This is a genomic window from Gilliamella sp. M0320 (genome assembly GCF_016101635.1).
Lineage (GTDB): Bacteria > Pseudomonadota > Gammaproteobacteria > Enterobacterales > Orbaceae > Gilliamella > Gilliamella apis.
Window position 1 is genome coordinate 1 of the sequence record NZ_JACFQD010000010.1, and the last position, 13,259, is coordinate 13,259.

A 13,259-nucleotide genomic window follows, 5' to 3' on the forward strand; every position below is an offset into this window, starting at 1 on the left:
CCGAGTTAAGAGGGTTGGCGCGAACCCTCTTTACAATCTCCCGCGGCGACCACGCAAGTGGTCACGATGTGACTGCCTTCCGCCTCTGCGTTCGCTCTTAACGCACCGGCTGTGATTTGTTCCTGACAAATCACAGCCTTGGCAAACATCCCTGTTTGTCATGCTAACCTCACTCAGTTGTCAGCACGTTGCGAATGTCGCACCACAAAATCGCTTTTTATCGCCACTTCGTTAACGTCAACGCCATTGCCTTGGCTGGGCAATGATTCTTTAATGTCCTAACGTTATTTTTCTTATCCTCAGCTTCAATACCTAAGGACTAAGAAATAATAGTTAGGGATAGACACAGAGCCCACCACTTTTGTCGATATCCCTGATCTTGCTAGCCATATAACCACCCTCCGAGGTAACATACCAAAACCTTCGAGGAATATCCCCCCTCCTATCTTGCGTCCAATAACCAAACTCATATCCCCCAACGAGTCTGGTTTCGCAGGGAAAGTTGGCACCCCTGTATTTGCACATATACCCCCATTCCGTGAAAAATCCTGCATCAATGTGACGCCTTTTATAAAAACCACCAGATGAAGGTGTTGCATCTACTACACCGTTACAAATGACTTCTGGACTATATCTATTTGCCCGACAAGACGCATTAGTTAAATCCCTGACATTTGGGAGACGATATCCTCCAATCTTATTACACCAAGATTCCACACTAGAATAGTTAACCCAAGCATTACCACGATTAACAAACCACTGCTTTAACACAAATCCATATTTGACCACCGCATTACCACTGCTATCACGACCGACTAACTCAAATACCTGCGGTAAAGATGGTCTGTCGATTCTATCTGGATTTTCTGATTCCCATTGATTAGGGTCTGTAACGGCAGGACCAGTTAGGGTGACTTTAACGCTGGTATTTGTTGAATCGGTCATCGTCGCCGTAATACCACCATGAGAAACCGTAGCCCAAGATAAGGCCTGATTACTACCACCAATATCTAAATCAAAATACAAATTATTAGCACCAGTAGTCGGGAAGTTTAAACCATAAGACGATGGCGTAACTGACTGGGTTAGAAAACCCCTTCGACCTTCCCAAACGGCAGCAGAAAGCCCACTATAATCGTTGGTCACGTCAGGTCTTGCATAACAAATCACTGGCGATGATGCCTTAGGATTAATATAATAAGTGGCATTATCTGCCGTAAAACGACTTTCATTAGGTACCCCATAACGTGTTGTTAATCTACCTCCATAACTAGATAAGGTTAATTTATATGGCGAATTACAAATAGTCAGTACTTTATTACGGGTAACAGCTCGATTATTTTTATCAACAATCGATAAATTTAAACTACCGGTAGCGGTGATACCATCAATCCCCTGACCATCGCCATCATCATCTCCCCAATAATTATACGGTGTGCCAATAAGTGAACTTAACGCAATAGAATTAGTATCCGTTGGTACTAACATACCAATATCATTAAAACTCTGACCAATAACAGGTAACTCGATAGGATTAGTTGAACTCGAATTATTGGTTGTCGGAGTAAATTTTCTACCATCAGAAAGGGATATCCCGAGTAGCGCTGCGGTATTTGTTACCCGGGTACGACCACCATCAAAGGTTAAATAAGGTGCTGAGCCATAAATAATATTGGTCGTTTTTGTGGTTAATGCATAGTTAGCAAAAGAGATAGACTGTAAAACAACCATGGTTAATACCAAAACCATCGGCCGAGATAAAAAGACTAAACCAAGAAATCTTGAAAAATTTTGCCGGAATTGCGGAAATTTCGGAAATTGCTGAAATAATAAACTGTGGTTAAATAATAAACGATGTGAGCTTAACTTTAGAAAGGTGAAATTATAGGTTGGGCAGGTTGTGTGTTGTGTGTTGTGTGTTGTGTGTTGAAAATTATAATCCATATCAGATGTCCTTGTCAATCCAATTTTATGATTTATTTAAAATTTTAAGCCTAACGGCATAAAATTTATCCATTCGTATAAATATGCTATAAAAGTATAGTGATTGCTAAAATCCATGCAACTTTTTTTGATGGTTTAATTGTTAACTTTTGTAAAGGTGAATGTAATATTACGTTTTAATTACGCCCTTAAAACCTATTTCGGAGAAGCTTTGGCGGATTTTTGGGCTTTAAAAACCCCTTTCCTCAAAATTTTTTGGTTGTTTGAGTTTCGGACGTTTGTTGTTTTGTGGTTGTTTCTATACGGTGATTACGTCCGAGTTAAGAGGGTTGCCGCCAACCCTCTTTACAATCTCCCGCGGCGACCACGCAAGTGGTCACGCTGTGACTGCCTTCCGCCTTCGTTCGCTCTTAACGCACCGGCTGTGATTTGTTCCTGACAAAGCACCGCCTTGGCAAACATCCCTGTTTGCCATGCTAACCTCACTCAGTTGTCAGCACGTTGCGAATGTCGCTAAATAAGAAGCACTAAACTAATTTATAAAAATAAACGTTTATTATCAGTAATAGCTGATGTTATAACTAACGTTAGCGATTTATTGGCGGGATTTAGGCTTTAAAAACCCCGTTCCTCAAAATTTTTATTGCTCTTTTTTTACAGTAAATCACTTCAAAACACGATTAAACCTAACTTTAACGATTTAATTTTTTTATTGGCTATCGTTATTAATGATAATGTCTTCTTGTTTATAGACTTATTTCATGGCATGATTTAGCGCTTTATTTATCTAATAAAAAAATAGTTAGGCTTTTGCTGATACTAAAGTTAAATATTTAATCATAACTCTAGGGAAAATAGATTCATGAGTACAGGTACTATGAAGAAAAGTCATTCACAGTGGAGCTCTCGCATGGGATTTATGCTTGCAGCTGCCGGTTCTGCTGTGGGTTTAGGTAATATATGGAAATTTCCATATATGGCTGGTGAAATGGGTGGTTCAGCATTTGTTCTGACCTATTTACTATTTATGTTTGTCATTGGCTTGCCAATTTTAGTTTTAGAATGGTTAATCGGCCGTCGCGGACAAAAAAACCCAATACATACCATGGAAGATGTTGCGGCATCAGAAGGTCGCTCAAAATTATGGCGCTGGGTTGGTATTATTGGCGTACTTGGCTCGTTTTTAATTCTTTCTTTTTATAGTGTAATTGGTGGCTGGGCGACTGATTATATCTTTTTAGCTATCAATGGCACCTTTAATGGTGTTGATGGTGCTGCTACTGGGCAAATTTTTAGTGGTTTCCTTAGCGATGTCGGTAGTCTTTTAACTTGGCATACCGTATTTATGGCAGCTAATACCATTATTGTTGCAATGGGTGTTGGTGGTGGTTTAGAGCGTGCTTGTAAAGTTATGATGCCTGGCTTAGGGTTACTGCTTTTAATTCTAGTTGGTTATGCCGCTATTGTTAGTGGCCCATCATTTGGCGTTGCGTTTAACTTTTTATTCACCCCTAATTGGTCAGCATTAAGTGGTACCGCTATTTTAGCTGCTTTAGGCCATGCGTTCTTCAGCTTATCATTAGGTATGGGGATTATGATGGCTTATGGTTCATATCTTGGTAAAGATGTGAATTTACTATCTACTGCCCGCACCGTGGTTATTTTAGACGTAATTGTAGCCATGTTATCTGGTATGGCGATCTTCCCGTTAGTATTTGCTAATGGTTTAGAAGCTGGAGCGGGTCCAGGTCTTATTTTTGTTACCTTACCAATTGCCTTTGGTAATATGGCTGCTGGCTCAATTTTAGGTTGTTTATTCTTTATCTTCCTAACTTTTGCTGCCTTAACTTCATCAATTTCATTACTTGAACCAACTGTAGAGCTGTTAGAAGAGAAAACACCTATGGGTCGTAAAACTGCAACAGTGGTAAGTAGTGTATTAATTTGGGCATTAGGTATTGCTTGTATTTTATCCTTTAATGAATGGTCAGATGTGACGTTATTTGGTAAAAATATTTTCGATTTACTCGACTATCTAACTAGTAAGATTATGTTACCTGTGACTGGATTAGGAACTGTAATCTTTGGTGCTTGGATGATGAACCAAAAAATCATTCGCAAAGAATTGAATTTAGGCAATTTCTGGTTTGGTGTATGGTCAATCTTGACTCGCGTCATCATTCCTTTAGCCGTAGTAGTTATTTTAGTTTGTGGATTTTTACCAGAAACTCGATAATTAACTTATTACTAAATCTAAAAGCCTTGATTAATATCAGGGCTTTTTTTATTGCCATAATAACTAAAAAATCAGCAATTAATTAGTTATCTTAATCCCCTCACTTGAAATTGTCTTTTTTATTCCCATATAACGATACAACAATTAATCAAATCATTATGTCAATGTTAATCAGTTAATATTAACAAGATAACATTTTATTTATCGCATTAATAAGATGAACGTTTTGTGGTTAATATTAATTGAATTTGCAAATATAGCTGAGGTATTAGTCAATGAGTAAGCAAGGAACTGAAACACGTGGATTTCAATCCGAAGTTAAACAAATTCTTCATTTAATGATTCACTCTTTATATTCTAATAAAGAGATTTTTTTAAGAGAATTAATTTCAAATGCTTCAGATGCAGCTGATAAGCTTCGTTTTAAAGCACTTGAAAATCCTGATTTATACGCTGGTGATGCCGAGCTTGGGGTTCGTATTTCAACCAACAAAGAAGCCGGCACCTTAACCATTGCCGACAATGGTATTGGTATGACTCGTGATGAAGTCATTGAGAATTTAGGAACAATTGCTAAATCAGGCACCAAAGCATTTTTAGAATCAATTGGTAGTGATCAAGCTAAAGATAGTCAACTTATTGGTCAATTCGGGGTTGGTTTTTACTCAGCGTTTATTGTTGCTGATAATGTTACTGTTACAACTCGTGCGGCAACAGCCAAAGCCGATGAAGCTGTTATGTGGCAATCTGCTGGTGAAGGTGAATACACCATTTCTGATACCAATAAAGAAACACGTGGTACTGAAATCGCCCTACATTTAAAAGATGATGAAAAAGAGTTTTTAGATGATTGGCGTTTACGTTCAATTATTAGCAAATATTCCGATCATATCTCTTTACCAGTTGAAGTACAAACTACTGATGAAGAAAGCAAAGAAGTTAAATGGGAAAAAGTTAATAAGGCCCAAGCACTTTGGACGCGTAGCAAATCAGAAGTAACTGATGAAGAATATAAAGAGTTCTATAAACATATTTCCCACGATTTTGCCGATCCGCTAAGCTGGAGTCACAACCGTGTCGAAGGTAAACAAGAATATACTAGTTTGCTCTATATTCCATCTAAAGCGCCATGGGATATGTGGAATCGTGACAATAAACACGGTTTAAAATTGTATGTGCAACGTGTTTTTATTATGGACGATGCAGAACAATTTATGCCAAATTACTTACGCTTTGTAAAAGGTTTAATTGATTCTAATGATTTACCATTAAATGTTTCGCGCGAAATCCTGCAAGATAACAAGGTAACCCAGAATTTACGCAATGCATGTACTAAGCGTGTTTTACAGATGCTTGATAAACTTGCTAAAGATGACAAAGAACAATATCAACAATTCTGGAGTGAATTTGGTCTGGTTTTAAAAGAAGGGACTGGTGAAGATTTTAGCAATCGTGAGTCTATTGCTAAGTTATTACGCTTTACTACCACTAACAGTGATAGCGAGGTACAGAGCGTATCATTAGATGATTACATCAGCCGTATGCAAGAAGGTCAAGAGAAGATCTACTTCATTACTGCCGATAGTTATGGCGCAGCCAAAAATAGTCCTCACCTTGAATTATTCCGTAAAAAAGGTATCGAGGTATTATTACTTTCTGATCGTATTGACGAATGGATGATGAGCAATTTAACTGAATTTGCAGGTAAACAGTTCCAATCTATCAGTAAATCTGACGAATCAATCGAGAAATTAGCCGATCAAAATAGTGATGAACAAAAACAAGTTGAAAAAGAACTTGAGCCATTTATTGAACGAGTGAAAAAAGTATTAGCAGACAAAGTTAAAGAGGTTAAATTAACCCATCGTTTAACTGATACACCGGCAATTGTAACAACAGCTGCTGACGAAATGTCTACCCAAATGGCTAAATTATTTGCTGCAGCAGGACAAAAAGCACCAGAGATCAAATATACATTTGAGATTAATCCTGATCATCTATTAGTTAAACGCATCGCTAATACTCAAGATGAAACAACATTTAGTGACTGGGTTGAGTTATTGTTAGATCAAGCGCTTCTTGCTGAAAAAGGATCATTAAGTGATCCAAGCAAATTTATTCAGACTATGAATAAATTACTTGCTCAATAATTAATTTTCAATTCCTAATTTTCAACCCGACATGGCTTGCCTGTCGGGTTTATTGCTATTTTTTACCGCAAAAAATCAACAATTTTTAAGCCAAATTTTGATACCTATCACACTTTTTCATTTTATTACTTTCTATTTTTGTTAAGCCAGACATAATAACCTAACCTTTAATTTAGACTGTAACAGATGAAAGTTCATAAAATATTAAATAATAATGTTGTGGTAACATTAGATGCAAAGGGAAATGAATTAATTGTTACTGGACGTGGGGTAGGATTTAAAAAAAGGGAAGGAGACAAAATTGACCCCCAACTTATTGAAAAGCAGTTTTCATTGAATAATCAAGAAATACTGCCAAAGTTTGCTGAGTTGCTTTCGGAAATACCTATCGAAATTCATACAACTTCAGATATCATTATCAATTATGCTAAGAAGCAGTTAGGTGGCAAATTACAAGATAGTATCTATATTTCTTTAACTGATCATATCTATTTTGCTATTGAAAGGCATAAGCAGGGATTTGATATTCCGAATAATTTTATTTGGGAAATAAAAAAATTCTATCCAAATGAATATCAAATTGGTTTACATGCTTTATCGGTGATTAAACAGCGTTTAGGCGTCGAACTGCCCGAAGACGAAGCAGGTTTTATTACCTTTCATATAGTCAATGCTCAACTAAATGATACCATGCCGAATATCGTTAATATGACGAAGATCATGCGTGAAATTTTGAATATTGTTAAATACCATTTTAAATTTGAGTATGATGAAAACAGCCTTTCCTATCAACGATTCGTCACGCATTTAAAGTTTTTTGCGCATCGGATTTTGAGTCAAGGCAAACCAGCGCAACAAGACACATCATTGTATGAAATTATTCGGCAAAAATATGAACAAGCCTATTTGTGTACTAAACAGATCGACTTACATTTAATCCAACAATATCAGCATCCATTATCCGATGATGAAAGTTTGTATTTGACTATTCATATTGAAAGATTAAGAGCCGAGCTAAAAAATAATAGTGTGATCGAAATCACAAAATAATTAACTAGTTGCAACAATATTATAAAATTTATGTTAATTTAATTAATACTAAAATTTTGGATTGTTATTGCATCAACTGTTTTTTGATGCAAGCAAAACCTAAACTCTCAATGGAATGGGAGTTTAGGTTTTTTTTTGCGCTTAAATAAGGATAAGCTATGAAAAACAAACAACTTGCCGAAGTAATTATTGAGCATGTAGGTGGTAAGGATAACATTACCAGTCTAGTACATTGTGCAACTAGACTTAGATTTGCGTTGAAAGATGAATCAAAAGCAAACGCTGAATTTTTGAAAAAACAAGCGGGTATTATTACCGTTGTACAAAGTGGTGGACAATTCCAAGTCGTGATAGGTAACAGTGTTGCAGATGTGTTTAATGCGATTATGGATATTACTAATCTTAATGAAAAATCGACCAACGATGCGCCATCCGCTGCACCTAAAGGTATTGTATCAAAACTGATTGATTTAGTTTCAAGTATCTTTATCCCTGCGCTAGTTGTACTTGTTGCTGGTGGTATTTTTAAAGGAATAGTAGCAATACTACAGGTTATGGAACTTGTTCAAGCCGGCTCACCAACCCTTAACTTCTTAAATGCGATTGCAGACGCCCCATTCTATTATTTACCAATCATTCTAGGCTTTTCAGCGGTTAAAAAATTCGGTGGTAATCCTTATGTAGGTATGGCATTAGGTGGTGCATTGGTTCATCCTAGTGTGGTTGGCATGTTAGGTAATGCATTTGAATTACAGACAGAATTTTTTAGCATTCCGATTAAATTAATCCCTTATCCTTCATCGGTTTTCCCAATAATCTTAGCTGCATGGTTCTACTCATTATTAGAACGCAACTTAAACAAAATCATGCATGACTCATTCAAAAAGTTTATTGCTCCGTTATTTGGTTTGATAATTACCGTACCACTAACCTTTGCTGTCATTGGTCCAGTTGTGTCATTTTTAAGTGATGCAGTTGCTAGTGGTATCATCTATGTTTATCAACTAAACTCTGTCATTGCTTCTATGATTTTAGCAGCTCTTTGGCAAGTGATGGTGGTGTTTGGTATCCATTGGGGATTAGTACCATTTGGGATGAATAATATCTCGGTTTATCAAGAAGATTTTATGACCCCAATCTTATTCCCTGCGGTATTTGCTCAAGTTGGTGCGGTATTAGCGGTTATGTTGCGCAGCAAAGATCCACAAGTTAAAACATTAGCAAGTTCATCGGTATTATCAGGAATTTTTGGGGTAACCGAACCGGCTATTTATGGCATTAACTTACCATTAAAACGACCATTTATTATCGGCTGTATTTCAGCAATGATTGGTGGTGGTATTATTGGTTATTATCATTCGGTTATCTATTCATTCAGCTTTATTAGTATCTTCTCATTTTTACAATTAATTCCACCTACAGGCATTAATGAAAAATTTTATGCGGTAGTATTTGGTTCACTTATTTCATTTATAGTATCAACATTAGTTACTTATCTATTTGGTATCCCAAAAGATAAAAAACAAAATAATGGAAATGAAACAGAAAATTGTGATTCAAACAGCAATCAAACTGATATAGGTGAACAAGTAAATACAATCACGATTGCCAGCCCATTAACTGGTCAAATTATTGACTTAAAAGAGGTTAATGATGCTACTTTTGCGAGTGGTTTAATGGGCAAAGGTGCTGCAATTATTCCAACTATTGGCGAAGCCGTCGCACCAGAAGATGGTGAAGTTGTGTCACTATTTAGAACGAAACATGCTATCGGTTTCCAAACTAAATCAGGTGCAGAAATACTTATCCACATTGGTATTGATACAGTGAAGTTAGATGGCCAACATTTTGAAGCTCATGTAGAAAGTGGCCAAAAAGTGAAAAAAGGCGATCGCTTGGTAAGCTTTGATATCGAAGCAATTAAACAAGCAGGCTTTGAAGTAACCACACCAATCATTATCACTAACAGTGATGACTATATCGATGTGCAGTGCATATTTAATCAAGATAATATTCAACATGGTGACGCACTATTAGCGTTAAGTGCAAACAAGGAGTAAAAAATGGCTAATACTTTTCCTAATGATTTTTTATGGGGTGGCGCAATTGCTGCTAACCAAGTCGAAGGCGCATATAACGAAGATGGTAAAGGTCTTTCAACATCTGACTGTACTCCTAATGGTCTATTTGGCGATATAGTTGATCGTAATAATGTTGAAATTACTAGTATTAAAGATCGGGCTATCGACTTTTATCATCGCTATCCAGAAGATGTAGCCCTGTTTGCTGAAATGGGATTTAGTTGTTTAAGAACATCAATCGCATGGACACGTATTTTTCCTAATGGCGATGAAGAACAACCAAATGAAAAAGGTTTAGCATTTTACGATAAACTGTTTGATGAAATGTTAAAACACAACATTACGCCTTTAGTCACCTTATCACACTACGAAATGCCCTATTACCTAGTTACTCAATATGGTGGTTGGGGAAACCGTAAAGTGATTGAGTTTTTTACTCGCTATGCCAAAACTGTATTTGAACGCTATAAAGATAAAGTGAAATACTGGTTAACGTTCAATGAAATTAATATGTCACTACATGAACCATTCACCGGTGTCGGTTTAGCTAGAAATAGCAGTAAAGCAGAAATCTATCAAGCTATTCACCACCAATTAGTAGCCAGTGGTCAGGCTGTTAAACTTTGTCATCAAATTATACCCGATGCAAAAATTGGTAATATGTTACTTGGTGCTATCGCTTACCCTCTTAGTCCAAAACCAGAAGATGTTTGGGCAACGCATTTAGAAAATCATGGTTGGTTGTTCTTTGGTGATGTGCAAGCACGTGGCTATTACCCAACTTATATGAATCGTTATTTTAAAGAAAACAATATTGAATTAACGATTACCGATCAAGACCGTGAAGATTTGAAAGAAACTATCGATTTTATCTCGTTTAGTTATTACATGAGTTGTTGTGGTACAGCTGACGACTCACTTCGCCAAAAAGGTAATATTCTTGATATGGTACCTAATCCACATCTCAAAGCGTCTGAATGGGGCTGGCAGATCGACCCAATCGGTATCCGTTACTTATTAAACTTGCTTTATGAACGTTTTCAAAAACCACTATTTATTGTTGAAAATGGCTTAGGTGCTAAAGATAAGCTTGAAGCAGATGGCACCATTAATGATGACTATCGAATTAATTATATGAATGATCATTTAGTGCAAATTCGTGAAGCGATTAATGATGGTGTTGAAGTGATGGGATATACCAGTTGGGGGCCAATTGACCTAATTAGTGCATCTAAAGCAGAAGTAACTAAACGATATGGTTTTATCTATGTGGATTTAAACCAAGACGGCTCTGGTACGTTAAAACGCTATAAAAAGAAAAGTTTTTATTGGTATCAATCAGTCATTTCATCGAAAGGTGCTAATTTAAAATAATGATGATTCCGGTAGGTCTACATTTGCCCTATCGGTAATTTCACTCATCATACTAATGACAATGCTATATGAGGCTAAAGATGAAAAATAAAACAATTAAAGCAGTATTCGCTTCTAGTGTACTGTTATTAACAACACTGGTAGCCACCGGGTGTAGCACTCAAGCAAATAATGCCACAAGCAATAATAGTGATGATGCTATTAACATTTATTTTGCTCGACACGGTAAAACTTTATTTAATACCTATGATCTTGTACAAGGTTGGGCTGATTCACCATTGACTGATAAAGGTATTGAAGTTGCGCGTTATTTAGGCGAAGGATTTAAAGATAAGCACATTCAATTTGATGCTTATTACACCAGTGATGCCGGTCGTCAGCGTGAAACAATGCAAGTTTTGTTACAACAAAAAGGGGTTAAAGATTACCAGATCCAAGAATTAAAAGGTTTACGTGAAGTCTTTTATGGTGGATTTGAAGGAGGAAGCAATGCCAAGATGGTATCTGCATCCATGAAATCTCTTGGTTTTAAATCTGTTGATAGCTTTTATAAAAGTTATGTGCAAGGACAAATTCCCGTGGCAACTCTAACTGACGCCATCGCTAAGAGTGATCCTAAACAGCAAGCGGAAAATTTTGACCAAGTTAAAGAGCGTACCCAAAATGCTCTGCATAGCATTGTAAAAACAGCTCAGGATAAACATCAAAAAAATATTTTGGCTATTTCATCCGGTATGTCAATGCAAGCTATGATTTCTGATTTAACCGATAATCCAAATAAAAACAAACCATTGTCCAATGCTACCGTGGTTAAAATTGTGTATCAAAATGGTAAATATAGTGTAGTTGAAATTGGCAGTATGGACTATGTTAATCAAGGTAAATTATCACTAAATAAATAAACAACTGGAGGAAAACAAATAACCATAATCTGAATAAAATTACATGATTAGCAATTAAATTAGTAAAATAGGATTGTTACTGCTTAGGCAGGCAAAACCTAAATATCAGCCCAACCGATAGGCTTGTGGGCGGTATTTAGGTTTTTTTTTGGGAAAATAAAGATAGGATATAACAATGAAAATAAAGTACCTTTCGCTAGCACTACTCAATATCATGTGCTTTTCCGCTGTTGCGGCTGAATCAAATTCAATGAATAATAAAAATGGCTTTTTTGATAATACCTTTTTCAAAAACACTAAATTTGAATTTTCAACACGTAATCATTGGAAATATATAAAAGAAAACGCATCTCAGCCTAAAGAGGTTCATAGTGCATGGGGTCAAGCATTCACATTTAATTACAAATCTGGTTATTTGTTAGATATCCTCGGATTCGATTTCACTTACGACAACGTTATTAAACTTGGAGCCAGTGACTACTTTGCCAGTCGTAACTTACTTTATAACACAGGTAAAAAACCAAATAAACATAATGCCCATGGATTTAACAAATTTACCCAACGTTATGCCAAAGTCAAATTTGGCAATAAAGATGTCAATTTTAATGGTAAAGCTGGTTGGCATAGTTTAAAAGATATGGGTGTCATAAGTTCGTCACAACATTTAACTCGCTATAGTTATTTAGGATATAGTGGCGTATTAAAATACGCAAACTTTGCATTATCATTAGCCTATATCGACAGTGCCTTACCGCGAGAATCATCGCAAAAAGTACATTTTTACAGCATAGATAGAAAGCACGAAATCGATAATATCAAAACTGCAGGTATTGCTTATAACGATAAAGCACTAAAACTCGATTACTCTTACGGCGTGGCTAAGGACTACATCAAACGTCATGTTATCGAATTCGCTTATAAACCGATGGATAAACTCACCTTCGGCTCACAAATTTACGGTAGCACTGCCCTTAAAAATCATGACAAAATGAAAGCCAACGTGCGTGATTTTGATGATTCCGCGTGGCATTATGCAGCCGATGTTGAATGGAAAGAAGCTGACTGGAGTGCCAAATTCGGTATCGCTTATACCGACGCCAATCGCAAAGGCGCTATCGGTTTTTATGGGCGTCATTTAGGTAAAAATAATCGTGGTCGCTACAACGGTATGGCCGCAGCCGGTGGTGACTATATGCGCGATGGTGAAATCGTATTATCTAGTGTAGTAGGTTACGACTTTTTTAAAGATAACACCACAGGTTTGTATCTAAACTATGGAGAATTTAACTATAAACACGAAACCCTAAAAAATGGTGAAATCAACGTGTTTAATATCTGGAAACCAACCAGTGGAACATTTAAAAATCTATCTATTTTGTCAAAATTAGGTTATGGTTGGTCTTATAAAACCATGAGCAATAAAGACATTACCCCTAAATTGAGAGACGGCCATGCGCAACGTTCACCATCATTATCAGCAGAAACCGTTATTGATTATCGATTCAACTTGTTATAAAAGGAC

At 36.5% G+C, this 13,259-nt stretch carries 9 protein-coding genes; 7 read left to right on the plus strand and 2 right to left on the minus strand.

Translation table 11 applies throughout. From position 1 onward, the window contains the following. Positions 1-30: 30 nt before the first annotated feature. Together H3T83_RS11465 and H3T83_RS10730 are read right to left on the minus strand one after the other, a co-directional pair. Positions 31-162 (minus strand): hypothetical protein, encoded by a 132-nt coding sequence (locus H3T83_RS11465; RefSeq protein WP_255518738.1) that lies wholly within the window; start codon positions 160-162, stop codon positions 31-33. Between the two features lie 171 nt (positions 163-333). After that, positions 334-1,749, minus strand: a complete 1,416-nt coding sequence (locus tag H3T83_RS10730) for a hypothetical protein (protein ID WP_198215746.1) — start codon at positions 1,747-1,749, stop codon at positions 334-336. A gap of 1,057 nt (positions 1,750-2,806) precedes the next feature. On the opposite strand from H3T83_RS10730, the gene H3T83_RS10735 reads away from it, so the two are divergent. The 7 genes from H3T83_RS10735 (at position 2,807) to H3T83_RS10765 (ending at position 13,253) form a co-directional block, all read left to right on the plus strand. Further along, positions 2,807-4,180, plus strand: a complete 1,374-nt coding sequence (locus tag H3T83_RS10735) for a sodium-dependent transporter (protein ID WP_198215747.1) — start codon at positions 2,807-2,809, stop codon at positions 4,178-4,180. 275 nt (positions 4,181-4,455) lie between these two features. Beyond that, entirely contained in the window at positions 4,456-6,330 is a 1,875-nt protein-coding gene (htpG, locus tag H3T83_RS10740) for a molecular chaperone HtpG (RefSeq protein WP_198215748.1), read from the plus strand. Positions 6,331-6,516: 186 nt separating this feature from the next. Next, positions 6,517-7,380 (plus strand): BglG family transcription antiterminator LicT, encoded by an 864-nt coding sequence (gene licT, locus H3T83_RS10745; RefSeq protein ID WP_198215749.1) that lies wholly within the window; start codon positions 6,517-6,519, stop codon positions 7,378-7,380. Positions 7,381-7,538: 158 nt separating this feature from the next. Further along, complete coding sequence (locus tag H3T83_RS10750) at positions 7,539-9,440, plus strand: beta-glucoside-specific PTS transporter subunit IIABC (RefSeq protein WP_198215750.1); 1,902 nt, start codon at positions 7,539-7,541, stop codon at positions 9,438-9,440. Between the two features lie 3 nt (positions 9,441-9,443). Further along, on the plus strand, positions 9,444-10,835 hold the full coding sequence (locus H3T83_RS10755; RefSeq protein WP_198215751.1) for a glycoside hydrolase family 1 protein: 1,392 nt from the start codon (positions 9,444-9,446) through the stop codon (positions 10,833-10,835). Positions 10,836-10,915: 80 nt separating this feature from the next. Next, a complete protein-coding gene (locus H3T83_RS10760; protein ID WP_086361085.1) occupies positions 10,916-11,737 on the plus strand; it encodes a histidine phosphatase family protein in 822 nt (273 codons plus the stop codon). Positions 11,738-11,912: 175 nt separating this feature from the next. Continuing rightward, positions 11,913-13,253 carry an OprD family outer membrane porin gene (locus H3T83_RS10765; RefSeq protein WP_198215752.1) on the plus strand — a complete coding sequence of 447 codons (1,341 nt, stop codon included), beginning with the start codon at positions 11,913-11,915 and terminating at the stop codon, positions 13,251-13,253. Positions 13,254-13,259: the final 6 nt, after the last annotated feature.